Origin of the sequence: Martinezella miluonensis (genome assembly GCF_900094545.1) — a bacterium.
GTDB classification, from domain to species: Bacteria; Pseudomonadota; Alphaproteobacteria; order Rhizobiales; family Rhizobiaceae; genus Rhizobium; species Rhizobium miluonense.
On the sequence record NZ_FMAH01000021.1, the window covers coordinates 79,221 to 103,885 of the forward strand.

Genomic DNA, 24,665 nt, shown 5'->3' on the forward strand with positions numbered 1-24,665 from the left:
CAAGAAAAAAATCATTGCGTCTTGCAGGCGCAAAAGCCTGTGGCTGCGGGGCTTGCGCTATTGACTCCGGCGCAAACAATGTCATTGGGAAGCAAAACGACCCCTAAAAGGACGCTTTATAATGACTGTTGCTTTCACATTTCCCGGCCAGGGCAGCCAGGCCGTCGGCATGGGCAAGGACCTTGCCGACAATTTCGCCGAGGCGCGTGCCGTCTTCGAGGAAGTCGATGAAGCGCTCGGTGAAAAGCTCTCCGACGTCATCTTCAACGGCCCGGAAGACAAGCTGACATTGACGGCCAATGCGCAGCCGGCGTTGATGGCCGTGTCGCTCGCCGTCATCCGTGTGCTGCAGGCTCGTGGCCTGGACTTGAAGAGCAAGGTCGCCTATGTCGCCGGCCACTCGCTCGGCGAATATTCCGCGCTTTGTGCCGCCGGCACCTTCTCGCTTGGCGACACGGCACGGCTGCTGCGCATCCGCGGCAACGCCATGCAGGCAGCAGTTCCCGTCGGCGTCGGCGCCATGGCTGCGATCATCGGGCTTGAACATGCCGATGTCATCGCAGTCTGTGCGGAAGCGTCCGCTCTCGGCGCCTGCCAGATCGCAAATGACAATGGCGGCGGCCAGATCGTCATTTCCGGCGAGAAAGCTCCGGTCGAGAAGGCTGCTGAGCTTGCGACCGCCAAGGGCGCCAAGCGAGCCATCCTGCTGCCGGTCTCCGCACCTTTCCATTCCGCGCTGATGGCCCCGGCTGCCGAAGCGATGCGCGAAGCGCTCGCCGGCGTCGCCAAGAACAATCCGGTCGTGCCTGTTATTGCCAACGTCAAGGCGGCTCCGGTCACGGATGCCGACGAGATTGCCGGGCTGCTGGTCGAACAGGTCACCGGCCAGGTGCGTTGGCGCGAGACGGTGGAATGGTTTGCCGCCAACAATGTCACGACATTGTATGAGATCGGCGCCGGCAAGGTGCTGACGGGCCTGGCTCGCCGCATTGACAAATCGGTCAACGGCATTGCCGTCAACAATGCCGCTGATATCGACACGGCGCTTGCCGCACTGCTCGGCTGAAAAAATTAGAAGCGAGGGACACACATGCTTGATTTGACCGGCCGTAAGGCCCTGGTAACCGGCGCATCCGGCGGCATCGGCGAAGAAATCGCCCGGCTCCTGCACAAGCAGGGCGCGATCGTCGGCCTGCACGGCACGCGCGTCGAAAGGCTGGAGACGCTGGCGTCCGAACTCGGCGATCGCGTCAAGATCTTCCCGGCCAACCTGTCGGATCGCGACGAGGTAAAGGCGCTTGGCGCCAAGGCCGAAGAAGAGCTCGGCGGCGTCGATATCCTCGTCAACAATGCCGGCATCACCAAGGACGGCCTCTTCGTGCGCATGAGCGACGACGACTGGGATGCCGTGCTGGAAGTCAACCTCACGGCCGTCTTCCGCCTGACGCGCGAGCTGACCCATCCGATGATGCGCCGCCGCTATGGCCGCATCATCAACATCACCTCGGTCGTCGGTGTCACCGGCAATCCCGGCCAGGCGAACTACTGCGCCTCCAAGGCCGGCATGATCGGCTTTACCAAGTCGCTGGCGCAGGAAATCGCCACCCGCAACGTGACCGTCAACTGCGTTGCCCCCGGCTTCATCGAAAGCGCGATGACGGGCAAGCTGAATGACAAGCAGAAAGAAGCCATCATGGGCGCCATTCCCATGAAGCGCATGGGCACCGGTCTGGAAGTCGCTTCGGCGGTCGCATATCTCGCCTCTTCCGAGGCAAGCTACGTCACCGGCCAGACGATCCATGTCAACGGCGGCATGGCGATGATCTAACGGAATTGCTATTGGAGGGAACTTTCCCTCCAATAGCATGTTGAGCAACCCGGAGCCGGCTATTTTCTGGCTTTGCGACGGACTTAAACCGTGTTAAGCGGGCCATGACTGTGAACAGTCGTCCGGAAAATGCAGACGGACTGGGCCGCATTCAAGGCGCTGGACCGGATCTCAATGCCGGGTTGAACGGGTTTGCCAGCGGTGTCAGGACAGACGCTGCAGGTTTGAATAGGTAGGGATGTCACAGGGCATTCTGATCAGGATATAAGGTCGAGGAAACCGACATGAGCGATATCGCAGAACGCGTAAAGAAAATTGTTGTTGATCATCTTGGCGTTGACGCCGACAAGGTTGTTGAAAGCGCAAGCTTCATCGACGATCTGGGTGCGGACTCGCTCGATACGGTCGAACTGGTCATGGCTTTCGAAGAAGAATTCGGCGTTGAAATCCCTGACGATGCTGCTGACTCGATCCTGACCGTTGGCGACGCGGTAAAGTTCATTGAGAAGGCTCAGGCCTAATCTCTTGCGCTTTTTGAAGGGGCGGGCTGAAGAGTCCGCCCTATTTCGTCCGGCGAAGCCAGGCGAACAATGTTCATACGCATATCATCATAAAAAGACGGGGGTCTGCGGGCGATGAGACGTGTCGTTATCACGGGTACCGGCATGGTATCACCTTTGGGCTGTGGCACGGAGGTGTCCTGGACGCGTTTGCTCGCTGGGCACAACGGCGCGCGCCTCGTGACCGAATTCGAGGTCGAAGATCTCCCCGCAAAGATTGCCTGCCGCATTCCTGTCGGCGACGGCACCGACGGCACCTTCAATGCTGACGATTGGATGGAGCCGAAGGAGCAGCGCAAGGTCGACCCCTTCATCGTCTACGGCATGGCAGCCGCCGATATGGCGCTGGCGGATGCCGGTTGGCACCCCAAGACGGATGAGGATCAGATTGCCACGGGCGTCATGATCGGCTCGGGCATTGGCGGCCTCGAAGGCATTGTCGAAGCTGGCTACACGCTGCGCGACAAGGGTCCGCGCCGCATCTCGCCCTTCTTCATTCCGGGACGTCTCATCAATCTCGTTTCCGGCCAGGTCTCCATCCGCCACAAGCTGCGCGGCCCGAACCACGCGGTCGTTACCGCATGCTCGACCGGTGCGCACGCCATCGGCGATGCTGCCCGCCTGATCATGCTTGGCGATGCCGACGTGATGGTCGCGGGCGGCGCGGAAGCTCCGGTCTGCCGTATCTCGCTTGCGGGCTTCGCCGCCTGCAAGGCGCTGTCGACGGACTTCAACGACGCTCCGCAAAAGGCTTCGCGCCCCTATGATCGCGACCGTGACGGCTTCGTCATGGGCGAGGGCGCCGGTATCGTCGTTCTGGAAGAGTTGGAACACGCCAAGGCGCGCGGCGCCAAGATCTACGCTGAAGTGGTCGGCTATGGCCTCTCGGGCGACGCCCACCATATCACCGCCCCCTCCGAGGACGGCGAGGGCGCATTCCGTTGCATGACCGCTGCGCTGAAGCGAGCTGGCCTAACCGCGGCTGATATCGACTACATCAATGCCCACGGCACCTCGACCATGGCGGATACGATCGAGCTTGGCGCTGTCGAGCGTCTGGTCGGCAACGCCGCGTCGAGGATCTCGATGTCATCGACCAAGTCGGCGACCGGCCATCTGCTCGGCGCTGCCGGCGCGATCGAGGCGATCTTCTCCACGCTCGCCATCCGTGACAATATCGCTCCGCCGACACTAAACCTCGATAACCCCGAGCGCGAGACCGCCATCGATCTTGTTCCGCACAAGGCCCGCGAGCGCGAGATCAATGTCGCGCTGTCGAACTCCTTCGGCTTCGGCGGCACGAACGCGTCGCTTGTCCTGCGCCGTTATGAGGCATAATAACAGCGCGTAACTGCTAAAGCGGGAGTGTTCTTCGGCAAGCCGGCGCGCCGTTCCCGAATGTTACCGTGCTTGTGTGCATCTCCGCGATGCGTCGCGGTAATGTCTGATCGGTCTAAGTCGGAGCCCTGAGCGGGTTCCGCCTTATCTTCTGAACCTGTTTTTTGCCGCATTGCTTGGCCAAAGAGCAGGCAATAGAAAAAGGAAGGGATTGCCGGTGAGCGATACGAACCAGAGCAACGGAACTCCGAACGGACAGAAGGGGCCGATCATCCCGAAATCGGCAAGCGAAGCCCTGCGTCCGGAGCGTGTTCCGGATCCGCCGAAGCGTTCGCGCAAAGCCCGCAGCCAGATGGTGATCTTTCTGAACTTCCTGATGACGCTGGTGGTTTTCGTCGTCATCGCGGCTGTTGCGGGCACCTATTACGCTTTCTCGATCTATCGGAGCCCCGGTCCGCTGACGACCAACACGAATTTCATCGTGCGCAACGGCGCAGGTCTGAACGAGATCGCCAATCGCCTCGAATCAAACAACATCATCACCGATCAGCGCATCTTCCGTTGGCTGACGACCACTTATCTGCATGAAAATGAAACGCTTCGGGCCGGTGAATACGAGATCAAGGCCGGCGCTTCCATGAAGGACATCATGGAACTGCTGAAGTCGGGCAAATCCATCCTCTATTCGGTGACCCTGCCCGAAGGGCTGACGGTTCGGCAGATTTTCAACAAGCTGCAAGCCGATACCGTGCTGGAAGGCGATTTGCCGTCGGCGTTGCCGGCAGAGGGTAGTCTGAGGCCCGATACCTACAAATTCACGCGCGGCACCAAGCGCACCGAAATCGTCGAACAGATGGCGGGGGCGCAGCAAAAGCTGGTCGAGCAGATCTGGGGTAGGCGCGATCCAAACGTGCAACTGGCGAACAAGCAGGATTTCGTGACGCTCGCCTCCATTGTAGAGAAGGAAACCGGCCTTGCGGATGAGCGTGCTCATGTCGCCTCCGTGTTCCTCAATCGTCTCGGTAAAGGCATGCGTCTGCAGTCGGATCCGACGATTATTTACGGTCTCTTCGGCGGGGAAGGAAAGCCGTCCGATCGGCCGATCTATCAGTCGGACCTGAAGAAAGAGACGCCTTACAACACCTATATCATCAAGGGTCTGCCGCCGACGCCGATCGCAAATCCGGGCAAGGATGCGCTCGAAGCCGTCGCCAACCCCTGGAAGACGCAGGATCTTTATTTTGTCGCTGACGGCTCGGGCGGTCATGTCTTCGCCGCAACGCTGGAAGAGCACAATGCCAACGTCAAGCGCTGGCGCAAGCTGGTCGCCGAGAAGGGCGAAGATCCGAGTGCAATTGCCGTCGACGGTCAGCCCGACGATGCCACGACAGCTCCGGGCTCTGGCACTCAGCAAAAGAAGAAGACCAACTGATCCTTGTTGCGCCATGGCTTCGATGAAGCCATGGCGCGGCTTCACTTTACATTGATCCCCAATCCGATGATTTTCGATCGATTGGGGACAGGAATTTTCGGAGGCTTGCATGGTATTGCAGTCCATGACCGGTTTTGCCCGGCGTGAGGGAACGAGCGGGCGCGGTCGCTGGGCATGGGAGCTACGGTCTGTGAACGGCAAGGGCTTGGATGTCCGGCTGCGCCTGCCGCAAGGGCTTGAGCGGCTGGAGACGGATGTCCGCAAGCTGATCTCCGACCGGTTCTCCCGCGGCAATCTCCAGGTCGGCCTGTCGCTGTCCGTCGAGGAAAGCCGGGTCGAGGTCGTCGTGAACAAGGATGCGCTGTCGGCTCTGCTCGCGCTGCGGGATCAGCTCGCAGGGATTATCGACCCCGCGCCGCTGCGGCTGGATAGCCTTATGGCGGTTCGCGGCCTGGTGGAATTCAAGGAAGCCGAAGAGAGCGAGGAGGTGGTTGCCGCACGCGATGCCGACATCATGGCTGGCTTGACGGCAGCTCTCGCAGATCTTCACGACATGCGTGGACGGGAGGGCCAGGCACTCGGCCAGATCTTGCTCGGCCAGGTCGCCACGATTGAGACGCTGACGAGCACAGTCGAGCTCGATCCCTCGCGCTCGCCGCAGGAAATCGTAACGCGGCTGGCCGCACAGGTCGCGATGCTTCTTGAAGGATCGTCTGGCCTCGACCGCGACAGGCTGCATGCGGAAGCGGCCCTTCTTGCGACCAAGGCCGATCTTCGCGAAGAGGTCGATCGCCTGCAGGCTCATGTGGCGGCAGCACGCGATCTTATTTCCAAGGGCGGGCCTGTTGGCCGCAAGCTTGATTTTCTTGCACAGGAATTTAACCGGGAATCGAATACCATCTGTTCCAAATCGAATGCCGCTGCGGTCACTGCCGCCGGTATCGAGCTGAAGGTGGTTATCGACCAGTTCCGCGAACAGGTCCAGAATTTGGAGTAGGCCATGAAGCCGGCGACATCCACATCCATTCCGATTGCCCGCCGGGGGCTGATGCTTGCCATCTCCTCTCCATCAGGCGCAGGCAAGTCGACGATCGCGCGCACATTGCTGGATAAAGACAAGCAGGTGAGCCTTTCCGTGAGCGTCACGACGCGGCAGCGCCGCCCGAGCGAGATCGAAGGAGTGCATTACCATTTCGTCTCGCAGCGCGAGTTCGAGCGCCTTCGCGATTCCGACTCGCTGCTCGAATGGGCCGAGGTGCATGGCAACTTCTACGGCACGCCGCGCGAGCCGGTGGAAACCGCGATGTCGGAAGGCCGCGACATGCTTTTCGATATCGACTGGCAGGGTGCGCAGCAGCTGCAAGAGAAGATGCCGGCCGATGTGGTCTCCATCTTCGTGCTGCCACCGACCATGACGGAGCTGCAATCGCGCTTGCATCGCCGCGCTGAAGATTCCGAAGAAGTCATCGCCATGCGTCTCGCCAATTCTCGGGCCGAGATCGCTCACTGGCGCGAATATGACTATGTCATCATCAATGATGACCTGAACGTTGCCTTCGACGCAGTCCAGTCGATCGTCAAGGCGGAGCGGCTGCGTCGCGATCGCCGGCACGGCATCTTCGATTTCGTTCGGGATTTGCTGGAAGAGACGCCGAAGCTCTGAGGCCGGTCGGCGGCTCCGATCCAATCACAGGCAGTTCGCCAACCGGCAGAATTCTTCCACGGACAGTGTTTCCGCGCGGCGCTGCGGGTCGATCTCGGCCTTGATAAGCAGCGCCTCGCCGCCGAGCGGCTTCAGGCTCTGGCGCAGCATTTTCCGCCGCTGGCCGAAGGCTGCCTGCGTCACCTTCTCCAGCTTGTCGACAGCGCAACGGATAGGGTTTTCCTTCGGCGTCAGATGGACCACGGTCGACGTTACCTTTGGCGGCGGCGTAAAGGCCTGCGGGGATACGTCGAAGGCCATACGCGCCTCCGAACGCCAGCCACAGAGCACGCCGAGCCGGCCGTAATGATCGTCATCTTCCTGCGCCACGATCCGTTGTCCCACCTCTTTCTGGAACATCAGGGTCAGTGACTGCCAGAAGGGCGGCCACTGCGCCGGCAGGAGCCAGTTGACCAGAAGCTGCGTGCCGACATTGTAGGGCAGGTTGGCGATGATCTTGACCGGTCCGTCGGGCGCAAGGGCAGCAAAATCCGTCTTCAGCGCATCGCCCTCGATCACCTCGAGCCGGCCGGGATAGTGATCGGCAACCTCTGCCAGAGCCGGCAGGCAACGAGCGTCACGCTCCACCGCGATGACCTTGGCTGCGCCAAGCGCCAAGATGGCTCGCGTCAGGCCGCCAGGCCCAGGCCCGACTTCGAAAACGGTGGCGCCTTCAAGCGAACCCGCGGTCCTCGCAACCTTCTGCGTCAGGTTGAGATCGAGGAGAAAGTTCTGGCCAAGCGCCTTGCGTGCGTCGAGGCCGTGGCGCTGGATCACATCGCGGAGGGGAGGCAAGCCATCGAGAGCGGCCATTAGGGATTGTTTCCGGTCTTGCTGCTGATCTCGCTTGCCAGCTTGAGGGCGGCGACAAGGCTGCCTTCCTTGGCGACACCCTTGCCGGCGATGCCGAAGGCGGTGCCATGGTCCGGGGAGGTGCGAACGAATGGCAGTCCGAGCGTGACGTTGACGGAGTCGTCGAAGCCGAGCGCCTTGGCCGGGATCAGCGCCTGATCATGATACATGCAGATGGCGACATCGTATCGGCGGCGAGCCTCGTCATGGAACATGGTGTCGGCGGGCAGGGGGCCGAAGGCATCGATACCCTCCGAGCGAAGCGCGTCGATTGCAGGCCTAATGATCTCGTCGTCTTCCTTGCCGAGCGCACCGTTCTCACCGGCATGCGGATTGAGGCCAGCAACCGCCAGGCGTGGCTTGGAAATGCCGAAACGGGTTCGCAGGTCATGGTCGGTGATCCTGCACGTCTCGATGATGAGATCGGTGGTCAAGGCCTGCGGCACATCCTTCAGCGGAATATGGATGGTGACCGGGACGGCGCGGAGCTTGGGGCCGGCCAGAAGCATGACGGGCATGACCGGCCTGCCGGTCGCGCGCGTTGCGAGATCCGCCAGGAACTCGGTATGACCGGGAAAGCTGAAGCCCGCATCATAGAGGACCGATTTGGCGATCGGGTTCGTGACGACCGCCGACGTCTTGCCGCTCATGCTGAGCGAGGCTGCCATTTCGATGGCGGCGATCGTCCCTTTTGCGGTGGCGACATGCGGCTCGCCGGCGACGACGCTCATTCCAGCCTCGATCGGCAGGATCGGCAGGGCATCGCGGAAGATGTCGCAGGCGGTGGCCGGATCGGCCTCCTTCAGAGGCACGTTCAGGCCCAACTGCGAGGCACGCGTCCCAAGAACACCTGCGTCGCCGAGAAACAGAAAAGGCGGCAGATCAAGCTCGCTGCGACGCAGCCAGGCGGCGAGCGTGATATCGGGACCTATGCCTGCCGGATCCCCTTGCGTGAGCGCCAGGGGGATGGATGGGCGCGACGGCATCGGCGATCAGCGATAGACAATCTGCGCCTTGGTGCGCAGTTCATCCATGTACTTCTTATCGTTGGCGCTGACGCCCTGGGCGTTGTTCTTGCCGATATCCTCGGCACGGAAGACGGCTGCTGCGGCGACGTCATCGTTGACCTGACGCTGCGAGCAGATTGCGATATATTCGACACCGCGGTCGGTGACGACGGACGCGGTCGTGTTGCCGGACGCCTTTTCGAGCAACGGCTTCCAGACTTCCGGAACGTCGGGTGCGAGCACGCGGCCAAGATCCTGAACGGAAACATCCCGCATGGTCGCTGCAAAAGCTTTCGCCTGATCGCAACCAGGGAACTTGGAGCGCGATGCATCAGCTTCGGCCTTGCGCGACTTCAGGATGGCATTCCGCTTTGCTGTCGGAACAACGAAAACCATCTGCTTCAGGAAGTATTCCGTCGTGACCGGCTTCGTCTTGTTCTCCGTCATGCGGGTAACGAGAGCGTCGTTCGAGAGACGGCCGCTTGAGCCGAAGCGGGCATTCACTACGCGCGGCCAGCTCATGGAAATGGCGATATAGGATTTGAAGTGCTCGACGGTCACGCCCATCTTTTCGAGGATCTGCCCGAGCTGCTCCGTCGACATCTTGTTGCTAGAGGCAAAGCGGCCAAAGGCAGCATCGACGTCAGATGTCGATACCGACATGCGCAGGCGCGCGACTTCCGCACGCTTCAACGTCTCGTCGACAAGTTGTTCCTTTGCGAGCTTGTTCAGGTCGCCCTTCTGGCGCTGCAACTTGAGGAAGTTGACTCGCTTGGCGATATCGCCCGATGTAATGACCTGGCTGTTGACAAGGACTTTGACCTCACTTGCCGCAAAGGCGACATCGCTGCTCGGTACGGCGAAGCTTGCCATAACCAAGGCTGCGGCTCCGAACAGTGCAGCGCGCATCGGTGTCTTTCCAGAAAACATCAACTACCCCTTCCCAAAGGTCTTTCTGTCGGCATGTGCCATGTCGGCACGCGCCATAGGCGCAATACGGCAACTTTGCGCCATCTGTCTACATCAAGCGCGATGAATTGCAAAATCCTTGCGGCGAAACAATGACGCAAACGGAATGGCGGCCCGCATTGAAATAATAAAGCCGGCGATGAAGCCGGCTTTATCTAATCTTTATAGCAATCAGAATGTTGCGTTCTGAACGTTGCCGAGGTTGACATCGCCCAGCGTACGGAAGGTCAGGCGGGCGCCGACGGACCAATCACTTGCGGCCTGCGCAGTCGAATCCTTCTTGTTCAGGAACGAGACGGTGAAGATCGTGCATTCGTCCTCATATGAGACGCCGACACCCTGACGGGTGAAATCACCGCTGTTGATGTCATAGCTGACCGTTCCGAAGACCGACCAGTATTCCTTGAACTTGACCTGTGCGCGCGACTGAATTTCGTCCTGATTGCTGGTGAAGCCATATTGCGGCTGAGCGGCGATATGGGTGTAGATCAACGACGTCTGGAATATATCATTCGAGAAGCCGACCGATGTGTCGCCACGACGGAAGGCAAAGTCCTTTTCGTCGAAGCGATAGGACGTCGCGAGCGAGATGCCCTGCGGCGTCGTCAAGCCGAACATCGTGACATAGTCGGATCGAGTGGTTTCAAGGCCAGAATCCGACCCTACACCGGCAAGATCGGTGGTCGCGAAGGAGTTGCGGCCGCCAAGCTGATAGGACTGGCCGAAGATGTGCTGCAACTTGTAGCCGTTGTCGAAGCTGCCTGTGTAGCGCCAACCCACGTTTGCTCGCGTGCCACCTTCGACGCGGTCGAAACCGGAGAACTTGTCACGATCGAACAGATTGGTCGCATCGAAAACGAAGCTCTGCGCATCTTCGTTCGGCAATCGGCCGGCAAGTTGCTCGTCGGGCCGCACATAAATCTGCGCGATCGGTTCGAACACATGCGTGCTGTTGCTCGTAGTAATGAGGAACGGATATTTCGCCTCGAGACCCGCGGTGACCATACCGCGCGTCGCATAGTCGTTGTTGTCGTAGTTGCCGGAATAAGTGCCGGCCCCCGGTGCATTCATATCGAGGCCGTAGACGTCGCCTCGAGCGGCAGCCAACGGCGTCAGCACCAGACCTTGATCGGTGGTGAAGGTACGCTGCCACTGCAGCTCAGTGCTCAGACGCGTATAGTTTCCGGAAAGACCGAGATAGCGGTCGTTCAGGCTGGAATCGCCAAGAGCAGTGGTGGCGTCGAGCACGGAGGTCTTGTCACGCGATAGGTGCGTGAAATTCATCGTCGCTGACAGCTCGCCGCCCAAAACCGATTTCGGATCGACATAGTGATAGTCGATGCTTGGATAGACATATGCCTGCTGTTTCTCGGCAATGCTGCTGTCATCCGCGTTTTGCACATTGTAGTAGAAGGCGCGCATATCGAAATAGTTGCGCTTTCCGAGGCCGGTCAGGTAGGCTTGGTTCGTGTGCGTGCTCTGGTTGACACCTTCCAGGCCATAGGTGCGCGAGAAGTTGTTGTCGCTCTGCAGCATCACGTCCCAGCCGAAGGTCCAGCGTGGATTGATCCTGAAGTCCGCCTTGGACGAGACCATCCCGCGTAAGTCATGCTCGGCATCGCTAGAGCCGGCATTGAACTTGCTGGAATTCATCTGGTCGATGCCTGCGACGCGCAGAACATGCGTACCGTTCTCTAAACGCTGACGGAACTCGCCTTCGAGCAACAGGCCCTGGTTGGTGAAGCCGGTGGCAGTCACCGTCGCATCCATGCTGGGCGATATGACGTAGTAGTAAGGGACCTTCAGGCCAACGCCGAGGCGCTGCGAGATGCTCGCCGACGGAAACAGGAAGCCGGACTTGCGTTTTACCGTATTGTCGGGAACTTCGATCCACGGGATGTAGGCGATCGGCTGACCGAACAGCTCGAAGCGGGCATGCTCGAGACGCACGGTATGCGTGACGCCGTTCTGGACGACGCGCTGTGCCTTGACCTGCCACAGCGGAGCTCGGCCCTGCTCGGAGCAGGCCATGCAGGCGGTGTAAACGCCCTTCGACAGAATCATCTGCGTGCCGCCGACCCGCTCGCCCTTTTCGGCGGCAAGACGGGTATTGTCCGGCATTTCGATGCGCAGGGCGTTCACGAAGCCATCGGAAAAACTGTCGGTGACATCCATCTTGTCACCGTACATGCGATTGCCGTCCGGAGTGATCAGCTCGACATTGCCGAGAGCCATCATCCGACCGGATTTCTGATTGTATTCAACCTTCTGGGCGACCATTCTGTAGCCGCCGTAGTTGATCTGAACGGCACCGGTGGCGGTGACGATCTGTGCGTCCTTATTATAGGTCAGTTCGTTGGACGAGAGGACGAGTTTAGAGCCCTCCGGCACGTTGACCTTAATGGGAGAGGTCACAGCGCCAGTACCGCCATTGTTGTTGGCCTGAGCGTACACGACGACTGGGCTCATAATATATGCGCATGCGGCCGTGCCCGTAACAAGGGCAGCCACAATCTTCCTGATACTCTTGCGGTTGCCTGCCGCCACTAGCCGTCCTCCTGATGAAGCAGGATCGTTGCTCCGAATGCCAATGCGACGATCACGGGTATCCATGCCGCCACGAAGGGAGGAACCACTCCGCTGCTCCCGAATGCCTTTACAAGCACGGTGACAACATAAAGCACGAAGCCGGAGAGGATTCCACCTAGAATCACGGAGCGCGATTGGTTGAATCTACTGAATTTTAGAGACACAGTTGCTGCGATCAGCGTCATTGCCACCAGAAGGAAAGGCTGTGACAGCAGCGAGTGAAATTGCGTTTCGAGTGCATTGGTCGAGATGCCGAACGAGCGTGCGACCTTTATTCGATTAGAAAGATCATAAAAAGCAATGGTTTCCGGCTGCGCCAGGCGCTGGGAGACAAAATCCTGTTTCAGATTCGTACGGACCTGTACCGAACTCTTATGCTCCGGCATTTCACCGGGTCGCCGCTCGACGACACCGTTAAGAAGCCAGTAACCATTTTCCAATTTTGCCGACTCCGCATCCTGGCGGAGAACGATATTTCCCTGTGAATCGAAGTGGATAAAGACAACGCCCATCAGCGTCGTTCCATTGTCCAGAATGGCCTTGGCACCGATGATCGTATCGTCCTTGCCGCTCGATTGACGCAGCCACGGAACCGAAAGCTTGTTGTGATAGGAAGGATCGCCGCGCAGATCCGCTTCCATCGTTTCTGCCTGGCGCTGGCCCCATGCGGCGACCGGGTTGAGGGCGAGCATGGTCGCCAGTCCCACGCAAAAGGCGCCCACAATGAACGGCGTCATGAATTGCCAGACGGAAATGCCGGCTGCGCGCGCGATGACAAGTTCGCGGCGGCGATTGAGCGCGATCAGCACCGTCATGCCGACGAAAAGTGCAATGAACGGCACCGTCTGCTGCAGAATGAACGGCAGCCTGACGGCCGTCATCACCAGGCCGAGCGAAACCGTATAGCCGGGGAGCCCGGATAGCCGGCCGGCATTCTCGCTGAAATCGACGAGATAGACGATCGAGACAACGCCCAGGAAAAACCAGAGCGTCGTTATAATGTAACGACTGAAGAAATAGCGCCCGAGCGTGCTGAAAATCATGCACCGCTCCCGTTCGGTCCGCCCGGCGCCGTCGGCAGGCGGTCCTGGATTCTTTGCCGCCAGCTGCTGAGACGGTTCCGGATCGTTAGCGGCACCGTCATTTTGCGATTACGCAACAGCAGTGCGATGGCGACAGCAGCCGAAATGATGTTGATCGCGTAGAGAACGCCGACGAACTTGGGATTGCTGTCGATCTGGTTTGCGGCATAGAAATCGGCCCAGCGCAGCGCGAAGGCGATCGTCAATGCCGACACCATCGGATGCAGCCGCGCTTCGCGATGCGAGCGCGCATCCCCGGCAATCACCAGAGAGATCAGCGCAAATATGGCGGGCAAGGCCCATTCATTGAGGCGGCGATGTAGTTCCGATCGATAATTGCCTGGCCGTGCTTTGACGTCTGGATCATTCGGATCCGGATTGAACAGGAAGGCGAGGCTGCGGTCGCTGGCGCGCAGGGTCGCCTGGCCGCGGCTCTGAGTCATGTCGGAAAGATCGAAGGAATAGGAATCGAATTTGATGACCGAGACGCTGCCGTCGGCCGTCTTGCGATGAACTTCGCCGTCCCTCATTAGCAGGGACGTGCCGCTCGGATCGACCGCGCCTTCCTTCGCATAATAGATCAGGTCGAAGGCTGGGTCGCGGGAATCCACGACGAACAATCCCTTGAGGATACGCCCTGACAGGCGCTGCGAGATCTGAACGTAAAGCCCGTCTTCGATACGCCGGAAATTCTTCTCTTCGATAACGGTCGAAAGAAGGTCGGCATAGGCTTCCGCCACCATTTGGCGGGCAACGACGCGAGCCTTGGGTTCGACCACATTGTCGACGAAGAACGAGAATGTGCTGATCGCGATGGCGAGAATCATGATCGGGCGGATGATGATGCTGCGCTTGGCACCCGCCGCTTCCATGACCGTCAGCTCGGAATCGCTGTTCATTTGCGTCAGCGTCTGCGTGATGCCGATAACCAGAGCGAAGGGCAGAACGATTGGAATGATGGTCGGCAGAATGAGGGTCGCGAGCTTCGCGAACGAGCCCATCGACTGGCCGCTGTCGGTCACGAGATTGATGCGCTGCAGGACCTGCGTGGTCCAAATAATGGCAAGCACCGGCAGCAGGGCCACCAGGAACATCATACCGGCACGCCGTACGATATATATCTCGAATAACTTCATGCCGGCCCTTAAACGCAACACTCGCCGGGCAAGCCGACAGAGATTCATCCTCCTCTACGCTGTTTGCGTTTTTTTGGCGACAACCAACTCGCAAAAAAATCGTTAATTTTCCGAGATTCTTCTGTTGTGTGTCGTTTGAGATAATGCCAGCAGCGCGGCGAATACGACGACCGAAGACAGCCAGCCGAGGACGGCGTCGGAGAGGTAGTGCGCGCCAAAAGCCACTCTAAGCGCCGGAATCAGGAGGGAAACGGCGGTAATCGGCAGAGCCACGGTGAGACGCAGCGGCTGCGGTATGATGAAGATCAGGCAAAACAGCCAACCTGCAGACGCAGCCTCGCCCGAGATGAAGGAACAGTTGCTGACACATTTGCCGGCAAACGATCCCGCATGCACGAAATCGAGCGTGCCGCCGAACAGATCCGTTTGCCGCGGCCGCGGACGGCCCGAGAAGGCCTTTAGCCAGAGATTGACGATTAGCACCGGCCCGATCAGCAAGGAGCCGAGCGCGACCTTGAGATTGCGGGCTCTGAGCGTGTTGAAGGTCGCCCCGTGATGCTGCCAGCATCGAAGCAGCATCCACACCAGCACGGCGGCGACGACGTAGGGAATCTGGAAGAATATCTCCCGGAGCAGCTTCATGCTCGGATCGTCGCTGTATGGGAAATTGCCGCAGATCTGATCGGGTTTCGCAAGGGCAAGGCACTGCTGCGGCAGGAAAAACATGTTTGCGACAGCGAGGTCGATCTGTGGGAAAAGCGCAAATAGTCCAAGCAGCGCCCACCAGAGGCAGAAGAGGGTGATGAAAGCATCGCCGGCGGTGCGCGGGCGCAGAATTCCGGAAAAGGGATCTCCGCGGTTCGAGCTGTTGAAGTTTACGATCAAGATGGCTTTCCGGAAAAGATAAGGCCACTGGGCGGCGGCGAAACGGCGTGGCTTTGGTGTGGCCGCGCTGAATGATCGGAATTTGAAGTCGCCAAAATCGCTTGTCAAGGGAATGCTTCGCCAATCGCTTGTATTCCCTAGCGAAACCTTGAATGATGATTGCAGCAAGTACTCTTTATTACCATGCGTGATTATCGGAGCAGAAATGTCTGTGAAATTCGAGATTTCCTTCGCCAAGTCGGCTCGCCTCAGCGGTGGTCTGGCTATCCTCCTGAAAGGTACGGACGGGGACCTGCCGGCGGGCGCCGAGAGCGCCGATCCGGCCAATGTTTTCGCCAGAGCCGCGCCCGTATCGGGCTTCAAGGGCAAGGCGCTGAGCAGTCTGGATATCATCACTCCCGAAGCTGCGCCCGTTGATCGGATCATCGTCATCGGTGCCGGCAAGGCGAAGGATCTGAGCGCTCATGACTGGCTGAAGCTCGGCGGCGGCGCGGCTGGAAAGGTCCGCAATGTCGAAAAGGTTGCCATCTTCCTCGACGCGCCGGGCATCGAGGTCGAAGCCAAGCAGGCTGCCGATTTTGCCCTGGGCATGCTGCTGCGTGCCTACAGCTTCGATACCTACAAGACGAAGAAGGTGGAGGATGACGAGAAGAGCGGCTCCCGCAAGGCCGTGAAGGTCACGATCGTCACCCAGCATGCGACTTCCGCCAAGAAGCTCTTTACAGCGTCCGAAGCCATTGCAGGCGGCGTGATCCTTGCGCGTGACCTCGTCAACGAACCGCCGAACGTGCTCGGCCCGGTTGAGTTCGCCGCTAAGGCCAAGGAGTTGGAGAAGCTTGGCGTCGAAGTCGAAATTCTGACGGAGCGCGAAATGCGCCGGCTCGGCATGGGCGCGCTGCTCGGCGTGGCGCAGGGCTCAGCCCGCCCGCCGCGTCTGGTAATCATGCAATGGAAGGGCGGCAAGGCCAAGGATAAGCCGGTCGCCTTCGTCGGCAAGGGCGTCGTATTCGACACTGGTGGCATCTCCATCAAGCCGGCCGCCGGCATGGAGGACATGAAGGGCGACATGGGTGGGGCCGCTGCCGTTACCGGCCTGATGCACGCGCTCGCCGCGCGCGAGGCCAAGGTCAACGCCATCGGCGTCATCGGCCTGGTCGAGAACATGCCTGACGGCAATGCCCAGCGCCCGGGCGATATCGTTACCTCCATGTCCGGCCAGACGATCGAGATCATCAACACGGATGCCGAAGGCCGGCTCGTGCTCTGCGATGCGCTCTGGTACACGAATGACCGCTTCAAGCCGCAATTCATGATCAACTTGGCGACCCTGACCGGCGCCATCCTGGTCGCCCTCGGCAACCTGCAGGCAGGCCTCTTCTGCAACGACGACAAGCTGGCGAACGAATTGACGGCGGCCGGGCTTATCACCGACGAGCGCCTGTGGCGGATGCCGCTCGGCAAGGACTACGACAAAATGATCGACAGCAAGTTTGCCGACATGAAGAATACCGGCGGCCGCCACGCCGGCTCGATCACCGCCGCGCAGTTCCTGAAGCGCTTCGTTGGTGAAACGGCATGGGCGCATCTCGATATTGCCGGCACCGCTATGGGTTCGGTTCAGGACGAGATCAATCAGTCCTGGGGCTCCGGTTTCGGCGTGCGCCTGCTCGACGAGCTGGTCCGCGCCAACTACGAATCGTGACCAGCCGGGTTTTGTGAGATAGAGGAGGCGGCATGACAGACGTTCTCTTCTATCACCTGACCGAATCGAAGCTCGAAGACGCCCTGCCACCGCTGATCGACAAGAGCGTCGAGCGCGGCTGGCAGGTCGCCGTGCAGATGCGGGAGCCGGCGCGGCGCGATCTTCTCGATACCCATCTCTGGACCTATCGTGAGGACAGTTTCCTGCCGCATGGCACCGATGAAGGCGAGATGGCGGAGCGGCAGCCCGTATTGCTGACAGTCTCTCCCGACAACATAAATGACGCCACCGTGCGGTTTTTCATCGATGGCGCCGAGGCGACGGATGTCGGGGCTTACCAGCGTGTCGTGCTGATGTTCGACGGCTATGATCAGGAGCAACTGGAAAGCGCCCGTGCCCAATGGAAGCGCCTGAAAGGCGAGGGGCATAATCTCACCTATTGGCAGCAGACGCAGGACGGTCGCTGGGAGAAGAAGGCTTAACGCTTCTCCCGCTTTGCCGGGTAGGCAAGTCTAAAGCATGTCGCGCAAAAGTGTTTCGCGGTTTTGCGGTAACGACATGCAAAAGATCAAAGGCCTAAAGCGCAAGAAGCGAATCTGAGGGATCGCGATGCGCTTTAGTCGCCTTCCGAAAGGATCTTCTGGATAAAATCCTTCTTCGCCGCCGTATAGGCTGCGCGATCATTGGCATACTTTGCCGCCAGCTCGATCTTCAGCGCCTCATAGGCATGAGCCAGCTCCGGTTCCTTGCGCAACCGGTCGCGAAAGATCAGGAAGTTGCGCCAGGTCGGGCCGTCATATTCGACCACATGCACCAGGTGCGTGCGGGTGTTCCCTTCGATGTCACGGCCAAAAATATGATCGTCGGGAACGATATTGCTGCCGGCGTAGACGTAGCCGATGGATGCCATCGGTTCGACGCAGGCGAGGCCGTCGTCGAAGAGTCGAACACCCACCGCAATGTCGATGATCGGCTTCGCCTTGATCTCCGGAATGGAGGTGCTGCCGAAATGCTGGATATCGACGACAAGGTCGCCAAGAGCGCCGCGAATGGCGGCTTCCTCCAGCAAATAGGCTTCATGCCAGCTTTGATTTGGCTCGGCGAGCTTGACAGATTTGTTGCCGACGCCGAGCCCGAAGGATTGTTCATGTTCCGATGCCATAGGCATCATCTCCGATGAGGACGATGTGCTACGCTAGCACGTTGCGGATCGAATTGTCTTCACCGGGAAATGCCTATCAATCGTAAAAAGCTTCGACGAATTTGCGCTTGCCGAGCATGAAGGCATCGGCGACGTGCCGCAACGGCGAAACATCGACGTCCGAAGTGCCGGCTTTGACGATCTCGGCGAAACGGCGGTAGAGCGAAGGATATTCGGCTTCCGGCGCGGAGAAGTTCGGTTCACCGTTGACCGAAAGCTTGGAGCCGCCCTCGGCAAGAACCATCTGGCCAGCATCCGTCTCAGCGACGATGTCCCAGCTCTGTTTGCCGGTCTGGCGCCAGTCGAATTCGGCATGGACGGGAAGGCCCGCTCCGCTCTTGAAGTGCAGGTCGGCGGCGATCGGAGAATCGCGGTTCTCCGGAAATTCCAGCGTCGCGCTGGTCAGGAAGAGCGGCGGCAGGATATGGGTGACGATCGACAGCGCGTTGATGCCGGGATCGAAGACGCCAAGGCCGCCGGCCTGCCAGATCCATTCCTGGTTCGGATGCCAATGGCGGACATCTTCCTTCCAGATCACATGGGCGCTGCGGATGGTCGTGCCGGCAAGGAAAGCCTTGGCAGCTTCCACTGCGGGCGCATAGCGCGAATGCCAGCTTGCAAAGAGAGAAACCCCCTTTGCCTTGGCGAGATTTTCGAGATCCGCCACTTCGCTCAAGGTCGCGCCCGGCGGCTTTTCCAGGAAAACATGCTTGCCGGCCGAGAGCGCCTTATAGGCCGCTTCGTAACGATATTGCGGCGGCATGCAGAGCGAGACCGCGTCGATTGCTGGCACGGCATCGAGCATGGCTTCGATGGCCGTGAAAGACGGAATGCCTTCGACCGTACCATGGCGGCTTGCGGTGGCGATCAGCTCGAAATCCGGATTATTCGCGATAGACGGAAGATGCTGATCACGGACGATCTTGCCGACGCCGACAATAGCGAGCTTGATGGGGGACATGGGTGTCTCTCGATTAGTATGATTATTGATCCGATCTTTATCAGAATAGCGCCGATGGGCAAGGGCGGTTCATCGCAAATGCGGTCGCGCACTCCGCATCGAAGCCCGACATCATCTGTGCCTCTTCGACTGGAGCACCTTTTCGGCGACAAATTGCAGAGAGTGAGCGGCCGTCCCCGCGTTCGAGACGACGATGCATGGGCAGCGGGAGCGAGGTGCCGTGGATGACGGTAACGTCTGTGCCCAAAACAAAATATGGCCTTGGAGGTAACCATGCTTCCGAGGCTGTATCTCTCATGCAGTCTTGAGGCGGTGATCCGCCTCAACGCACCATTGTGGTTTCGGCCTGGGCGACAAGACTGGATGCTGGGGTCGGCTTGCTCTTGTATTTCAACGTAACGACCTTGTAGCCTTCTTTTTCGAGACGGCTCAGGAGAACAGGCAGCATCCTGACCGTGCGCTGGTGGATATCGTGCATCAGAACGATACCGCGACCGCGCTGATGGAGCTGCTTCATGGTTCGATCCACCACCGCAGCAGGCGTCGAGCTGAAATAATCCTTGCTGTCGATATCCACATCCATGACGATCATGTCGCGGGCGGCGATAGCGTTGCGCAGGCGCTTGGAGTCGGCCAGATAGGGAAAGCGGAAAAAGGGCACGTCCGTGCCGATCGCCTTGGTGACGGCGTCCTTGCCGCGGGCGATTTCGGTCATGGCTGCGTCGAAGGTCATCTTGTCGAGATCGGGATGGCGGAAGGTATGGCTGCCGATCGCGTCGCCATGCGCGAGAACCTCGCGCGCGGTCGCCGGATGAGCTTGCGCCATTTCCCCGACCATCATGAAGGCAGCCTTCACGCCGAACTTGTCGAGCGCGGCGAGAATGCGGTCCGTCTTGCCGGGGGCAGGGCCATCATCGAAGGTCAGGATGATTTCCTTGTCGGCAAGCCTGATGTCCTTGAGCGAAGCGACTTCCAGCGTTCGGCCGGCGAGGCTGTGAGGGCCGTTCATGCTTTCCAGCTCGCGCGTCTCCAGATCGGCGACGAGCCATTTCTTCGGCTCCATATCGACGGGATCGTTGGCTTTCAGCGGCTTGTGCCGCGGCTCCTCGGCCGCATAGCCGGTCTTGAGCGATGCGTCGGTGGCCGGCTTCGACGCGCAGCCTCCCAAGGCCAGGGACACGGCTAGGCCAGCCAGTAAAACACGGTAGTTCATGGGAATCGCTCAACACTCAATGTCAATGAAGGTTGAGCGCACTTTCCGTAATTATGGTTAATGATCGGTTAGGATCTGTCTCGGAACCGCTGAGAATTCACTGAGATCAACCGGCCATCGCGCTTTCATATTCCGATGAAAGTTCCAGCCATTGTTCCTCCGCAGTGGCGAGCTTTTCAGCCGCGTCAGAGCGCTGCTTTGCCTTCTCCGCAGCCTTGGCGGGCGCCTTCTCGTAAAGGGCGGGATCCGCAAGTTCCGCATCAAGCGCCTGAATCAGTTTTTCAAGCTTGCCGGTCAAGGATTCGATTTCGTTGATCTTTTTCTTGAGCGGCGCCAGCGAGGCGCGGCGGTCGGCATTGAGCTTGCGCTGATCCGCCTTGGAAACGGAATCGTCGCTGCCGTTCGCCTTGGCCTTGTCGTCCCTCGGCTTCGGGCTTGCAACGACGAGGCTGCGATAGTCTTCGAGGTCGCCGTCGAAGTTCGAAACCGTGCCGTCGCGCACCAGCCACAGCCGGTCGACCGTCGCCTCGATCAGATGGCGGTCGTGCGAAATGAGAATGACGGCGCCGGGATAGTCGTTCAGCGCCTGGATCAGCGCGTTGCGGCTGTCGATATCCAGATGGTTCGTCGGTTCGTCGAGGATCAGCAGGTTCGGTGCGTCGAAGGCGGCAAGGCCCATCAGCAGGCGAGCCTTCTCGCCACCGGAGAGATCCTTGACCTGCGTGTCCATCTTCTCTGTCGCCAGCCCCATCTGCGCGACGCGGGCGCGCACCTTCGCTTCCGGCGTTTCGGGCATGCGGCGGCGCACATGCTCGACGGCCGTCTGGTTTGGCACGAGGTCATCGAGCTGATGCTGGGCGAAGAAGCCGATCTTCAGGCTCGGCGCCAGCTTCACATCGCCGCTCTCGGCATCGAGCCGGCCGGAGATGAATTTCGCGAAGGTTGATTTACCGTTGCCGTTCGAGCCGAGCAGGGCAATGCGGTCATCGGCATCGATGCGTAGGTTCAGGCGCTTCAGGATCGGCTTTTCAGGCTCATAGCCGACGGCACCGCCGCTGACTGCGATGATGGGTGAGGCTGGCTGCTTCTCGGGTTCCGGAAAGCTGAAGCCCATCACATGATCTTCGATGACGGCGGCAACAGTCCCCATCCGTTCCAATGCCTTGACGCGCGATTGCGCCTGTCGCGCCTTCGTTGCCTTGGCTTTGAAACGGTCGATGAAGCTCTGCAGATGCTTGCGTGCAGCGTCGTTCTTCGCTTTGGCTTTCGTCTGCAGTTCGTCGGCCTCGGCCTTCTGCCGCTCGAACTGGTCGTAGGAGCCGCGATAGAAGGTGAGCTTCTTCTGATCGAGATGGACGATCGCATTAACAGCCGTGTTTAGAAGGTCGCGGTCGTGTGAGATAATGATGACGGTGTGCGGATAGCGGCGGATGTAGTCCTCCAGCCAGAGCGTGCCTTCGAGGTCGAGATAGTTCGTCGGCTCGTCAAGCAGCAAAAGGTCCGGCTCCGAAAATAGCACCGCAGCGAGCGCCACGCGCATGCGCCATCCGCCGGAAAAGGAGGAGGCGGGGCGCTTCTGCGCCTCGTGGTCGAAACCGAGACCGGCAAGGATGCTGGCGGCACGCGCTTCGGCCGAATGGGCGCCGATATCGGCCAGCCGGGTCTGGATATCGGCGATGCGGTGCGGGTCGGTCGCTGTTTCGGCTTCCACGAGCAGCGCCGCACGTTCCTTGTCGGCCGCAAGCACGATATCGATCAACGGTTCCTCGGTGCCGGGCGCTTCCTGCGCGACCTGGCCGATGCGTGCGTTGCGCGGGATCGAGACCGAGCCGCTTTCGGCAGCGAAATCGCCGGTAATGATCCTGAACAGCGTGGATTTACCAGCGCCGTTCTTGCCGACGAGGCCGGCCTTCGTGCCCGCCGGAAGCGTCACGCTGGCATGGTCGATGAGAAGGCGGCCGGCAATGCGGGCGGAAAGGTCTGAAATCGAAATCATGGCGCGGTTTTGGCCGAACTCGACGCCGAAGGCAAGAGTCGAAAGCGTTCAGGCGTTCGTGCTGCGCGCCGGCTTTTGCGGCTTCGCGCAGGTCTTGAGCCTCTCCGTCAGCTCCGTCTCATAGAGCATCAGATTGCTGAGGGATGCGTTGAGGTTGTCGAGAGTAGCACTGACCTTTGGCGATCTTTCGACCTCGCGGGCGAAATGCTGCTTCTTCATCAGCCCCTTGGCAAGTTGATCCGCAACTTCGCGCAGCATTTCCGCCGCGTCGCTTTCGGATTTCCGCGCCACCAGTCCGCAATGGCTGACGAGATGATGTTTCAGACCGATCTCGTCGAGCCCATTTTGCGAGGGAAGGGGACCAAGCGCCTCGATCTCCTCGGCAAGACCTCTGTCCTGTCCGTAAAGCGCCTCATGAAAGAGCTGGTAGTTGCGCGGCAGGTTTTTCACCTTCAGCCGCGTCATGAAGCGGCCGATGATCTCGAGCTCGGTTTCCGTTTCATCGCCGTCGATGGAATATGCCGAAACGCCTGTCTGCGAGTTCTTCATGCCTGCTCATGACCGTGATCTGATATATCTCGTCAATCTGCAGGCCCCCAGGTTAAGGGAACATGAACAAAACGGCCTATTCACGCTGCATCGCAACAAAATGAGGCATGTGATCAACGCTTGAGCGAAGAGGCGAAATGTGAGCTCGCCTCTGGCTTACATCCAGTGCCGTCCTTCGCTGCGCAGGAAGTGGAGGAGATCAAGGACCAGCGAAGGTTTGCCCATGGATGTCAAGATCATGTGGCATTGACCACGGTGGTGGGTGTGGTGGTTGAACATATGTGATACCGCCACATGGAGGGGAACGGTAATGGCGCCCGGTCGCAGGATCGAGGTATAGGTGATGTCGGCGGCGAGAGCATCGGCATCGAGCGTTTCCACCCAGACGATGATGTTTCGATCCTCTGCCTCGCGCGCAGCGTGAAGCCCTTCGAGATCGTAATGCAGGACGACATCAAGTGATGCCGGCACTTCGCCGGCGCCGTTGAAACGGTGCATCCACAACCGGTCCGCTATCAGCAGATGGTTCAGCGTTCCGTGGAGCGAACCGAAGAAGGCGCCGCGGTTTTCGTTAAATTCGGCATCGCTGAGATCAGCTGCCGCGTTGTAGACCTGAACATTGGCCCAGCGATTGTAATCGGCGAGCATCCTGAAATGTTTGAGCATATGGCTTCTCCTCCATGGTGTGACGATGTTGTCGCCAAGTTTGCCAATAAACCTTCGCAGCGCTACTGGGCCCATCGCGAATCGGCCGCTCCGACTGTGACAGCGGCGTGAAATTGGGCGATCCCCCTTGTTTTCGGGCTTTGAGGCAGGTAAACACCGCCCACTTTTCTCTGATTACAAGGAACGGACCCATGGCGATTGAACGTACTTTCTCGATGATTAAGCCGGATGCGACGAAGCGCAACCTGACTGGCGCCATCACCAAGGTTTTTGAAGACAACGGCCTGCGCGTCATCGCCTCCAAGCGCGTCTGGATGAGCAAGCGCGAAGCCGAAGGCTTCTACGCCGTTCACAAGGAACGTCCGTTCTTCGGCGAGCTCGTTGAAGGCATGACCTCCGGCCCGACCATCGTTCAGGTCCTGGAAGGCGAAAACGCCATCCTGAAGAACCGCGAAATCATGGGCGCCACCAACCCGGCCAATGCTGACGAAGGCACGATCCGCAAGACCTTCGCCCTGTCGATCGGCGAAAACTCCGTTCACGGCTCGGACGCTCCGGAAACGGCTGCCGTCGAAATCGCCTACTGGTTCTCCGAAACGGAAATCGTTGGCTGAATCAGTCCCTCAGCTTTCGCGCTGAACGACTTGAATTGACTCAGAGAAAGCCGGGATCGCATCCCGGCTCAGACCGCTGACAAACCCCGTCATTTTTTGGCGGGGTTTTATTTTGTGTTGAGTTTCGAGGTTGACTGGATGTTTTGAACGGGCCGTTCAGATTCCCTCTGCTTATGCGGAGCTCGGTTGGCTGGCCTTGGTGAGGGCCATTGCGATCTTCTTGATGTTCTGGGCGGCTGCGGCCATCAGGCACTGGCATTGGACCCGGATGAGACTTCGGAACCGCGCGTAGCGATGACCATGCAACTGTTTGGCGTCGGCAAACGAGCGCTCGACCGTCTCTTTCCGTCGTTTGTAGATGGCCTTGCCCCAGGGCTTGAGCC

At 59.5% G+C, this 24,665-nt stretch carries 24 protein-coding genes; 10 read left to right on the forward strand and 14 right to left on the reverse strand.

The window, feature by feature from the left end; translation table 11 throughout:
* Positions 1-121: 121 nt before the first annotated feature.
* The 7 genes from fabD (at position 122) to gmk (ending at position 6,821) form a co-directional block, all read left to right on the forward strand.
* Positions 122-1,066 (forward strand): ACP S-malonyltransferase, encoded by a 945-nt coding sequence (gene fabD, locus GA0061102_RS17735; RefSeq protein ID WP_092851574.1) that lies wholly within the window; start codon positions 122-124, stop codon positions 1,064-1,066.
* A 24-nt stretch (positions 1,067-1,090) separates the two neighbouring features.
* On the forward strand, positions 1,091-1,828 hold the full coding sequence (fabG, locus tag GA0061102_RS17740; RefSeq protein ID WP_092851580.1) for a 3-oxoacyl-[acyl-carrier-protein] reductase: 738 nt from the start codon (positions 1,091-1,093) through the stop codon (positions 1,826-1,828).
* A 284-nt stretch (positions 1,829-2,112) separates the two neighbouring features.
* Complete coding sequence (locus tag GA0061102_RS17745; protein ID WP_004122114.1) at positions 2,113-2,349, forward strand: acyl carrier protein; 237 nt, start codon at positions 2,113-2,115, stop codon at positions 2,347-2,349.
* Between the two features lie 114 nt (positions 2,350-2,463).
* On the forward strand, positions 2,464-3,726 hold the full coding sequence (gene fabF / locus GA0061102_RS17750; protein WP_092851584.1) for a beta-ketoacyl-ACP synthase II: 1,263 nt from the start codon (positions 2,464-2,466) through the stop codon (positions 3,724-3,726).
* A gap of 217 nt (positions 3,727-3,943) precedes the next feature.
* Entirely contained in the window at positions 3,944-5,158 is a 1,215-nt protein-coding gene (gene mltG, locus GA0061102_RS17755) for an endolytic transglycosylase MltG (RefSeq protein ID WP_092851645.1), read from the forward strand.
* Positions 5,159-5,267: 109 nt separating this feature from the next.
* On the forward strand, positions 5,268-6,155 hold the full coding sequence (locus GA0061102_RS17760; RefSeq protein ID WP_092851586.1) for a YicC/YloC family endoribonuclease: 888 nt from the start codon (positions 5,268-5,270) through the stop codon (positions 6,153-6,155).
* A 3-nt stretch (positions 6,156-6,158) separates the two neighbouring features.
* Positions 6,159-6,821 (forward strand): guanylate kinase, encoded by a 663-nt coding sequence (gene gmk / locus GA0061102_RS17765; RefSeq protein WP_092851588.1) that lies wholly within the window; start codon positions 6,159-6,161, stop codon positions 6,819-6,821.
* A 24-nt stretch (positions 6,822-6,845) separates the two neighbouring features.
* Here the strand turns inward: gmk and rsmA are convergent, their stop codons facing one another.
* The 7 genes from rsmA to GA0061102_RS17800 form a co-directional block, all read right to left on the reverse strand.
* Positions 6,846-7,673, reverse strand: a complete 828-nt coding sequence (gene rsmA, locus GA0061102_RS17770; RefSeq protein WP_092851590.1) for a 16S rRNA (adenine(1518)-N(6)/adenine(1519)-N(6))-dimethyltransferase RsmA — start codon at positions 7,671-7,673, stop codon at positions 6,846-6,848.
* Complete coding sequence (gene pdxA, locus GA0061102_RS17775; protein ID WP_092851592.1) at positions 7,673-8,698, reverse strand: 4-hydroxythreonine-4-phosphate dehydrogenase PdxA; 1,026 nt, start codon at positions 8,696-8,698, stop codon at positions 7,673-7,675. Before pdxA ends, rsmA begins: the two co-directional genes overlap by 1 nt.
* A gap of 6 nt (positions 8,699-8,704) precedes the next feature.
* Positions 8,705-9,649 carry a SurA N-terminal domain-containing protein gene (locus tag GA0061102_RS17780; protein ID WP_092851594.1) on the reverse strand — a complete coding sequence of 315 codons (945 nt, stop codon included), beginning with the start codon at positions 9,647-9,649 and terminating at the stop codon, positions 8,705-8,707.
* Between the two features lie 210 nt (positions 9,650-9,859).
* Entirely contained in the window at positions 9,860-12,235 is a 2,376-nt protein-coding gene (locus tag GA0061102_RS17785) for an LPS-assembly protein LptD (protein WP_092851596.1), read from the reverse strand.
* Positions 12,235-13,320, reverse strand: a complete 1,086-nt coding sequence (gene lptG / locus GA0061102_RS17790) for an LPS export ABC transporter permease LptG (protein WP_092851598.1) — start codon at positions 13,318-13,320, stop codon at positions 12,235-12,237. The genes GA0061102_RS17785 and lptG overlap by 1 nt, the downstream gene beginning before the upstream one ends.
* Positions 13,317-14,495: an LptF/LptG family permease gene (locus GA0061102_RS17795; RefSeq protein WP_092851599.1), complete on the reverse strand. Its 1,179-nt coding sequence runs from the start codon at positions 14,493-14,495 to the stop codon at positions 13,317-13,319. Before GA0061102_RS17795 ends, lptG begins: the two co-directional genes overlap by 4 nt.
* 102 nt (positions 14,496-14,597) lie before the next feature.
* A complete protein-coding gene (locus GA0061102_RS17800) occupies positions 14,598-15,380 on the reverse strand; it encodes a phosphatase PAP2 family protein (RefSeq protein WP_092851650.1) in 783 nt (260 codons plus the stop codon).
* A gap of 205 nt (positions 15,381-15,585) precedes the next feature.
* Between GA0061102_RS17800 and GA0061102_RS17805 the strand changes: the two genes are divergently transcribed.
* Together GA0061102_RS17805 and GA0061102_RS17810 are read left to right on the forward strand one after the other, a co-directional pair.
* Entirely contained in the window at positions 15,586-17,082 is a 1,497-nt protein-coding gene (locus GA0061102_RS17805) for a leucyl aminopeptidase (RefSeq protein WP_092851605.1), read from the forward strand.
* Between the two features lie 32 nt (positions 17,083-17,114).
* Positions 17,115-17,564 carry a DNA polymerase III subunit chi gene (locus GA0061102_RS17810; RefSeq protein ID WP_092851610.1) on the forward strand — a complete coding sequence of 150 codons (450 nt, stop codon included), beginning with the start codon at positions 17,115-17,117 and terminating at the stop codon, positions 17,562-17,564.
* Positions 17,565-17,698: 134 nt separating this feature from the next.
* On the opposite strand, the gene GA0061102_RS17815 is transcribed toward GA0061102_RS17810, so the two are convergent.
* The 6 genes from GA0061102_RS17815 to GA0061102_RS17840 form a co-directional block, all read right to left on the reverse strand.
* The gene (locus tag GA0061102_RS17815) at positions 17,699-18,244 is read right to left on the reverse strand and encodes a GrpB family protein (protein ID WP_092851614.1); all 546 of its coding nucleotides are present in this window, start codon (positions 18,242-18,244) and stop codon (positions 17,699-17,701) included.
* A 76-nt stretch (positions 18,245-18,320) separates the two neighbouring features.
* On the reverse strand, positions 18,321-19,244 hold the full coding sequence (locus GA0061102_RS17820; protein WP_092851619.1) for a Gfo/Idh/MocA family protein: 924 nt from the start codon (positions 19,242-19,244) through the stop codon (positions 18,321-18,323).
* Positions 19,245-19,566: 322 nt separating this feature from the next.
* Complete coding sequence (locus GA0061102_RS17825; protein WP_092851622.1) at positions 19,567-20,457, reverse strand: polysaccharide deacetylase family protein; 891 nt, start codon at positions 20,455-20,457, stop codon at positions 19,567-19,569.
* Positions 20,458-20,563: 106 nt separating this feature from the next.
* On the reverse strand, positions 20,564-22,453 hold the full coding sequence (locus GA0061102_RS17830; protein WP_092851623.1) for an ABC-F family ATP-binding cassette domain-containing protein: 1,890 nt from the start codon (positions 22,451-22,453) through the stop codon (positions 20,564-20,566).
* 48 nt (positions 22,454-22,501) lie between these two features.
* The gene (locus tag GA0061102_RS17835; protein WP_092851627.1) at positions 22,502-23,002 is read right to left on the reverse strand and encodes a hypothetical protein; all 501 of its coding nucleotides are present in this window, start codon (positions 23,000-23,002) and stop codon (positions 22,502-22,504) included.
* A gap of 156 nt (positions 23,003-23,158) precedes the next feature.
* Entirely contained in the window at positions 23,159-23,668 is a 510-nt protein-coding gene (locus tag GA0061102_RS17840) for a DinB family protein (RefSeq protein WP_092851629.1), read from the reverse strand.
* Positions 23,669-23,859: 191 nt separating this feature from the next.
* On the opposite strand from GA0061102_RS17840, the gene ndk reads away from it, so the two are divergent.
* On the forward strand, positions 23,860-24,282 hold the full coding sequence (ndk, locus tag GA0061102_RS17845; protein WP_004122188.1) for a nucleoside-diphosphate kinase: 423 nt from the start codon (positions 23,860-23,862) through the stop codon (positions 24,280-24,282).
* A 171-nt stretch (positions 24,283-24,453) separates the two neighbouring features.
* Here ndk and GA0061102_RS17850 read toward each other — a convergent pair.
* Positions 24,454-24,665: transposase (locus GA0061102_RS17850; RefSeq protein WP_208858660.1), on the reverse strand; the 212-nt coding region annotated here is incomplete at its 5' end.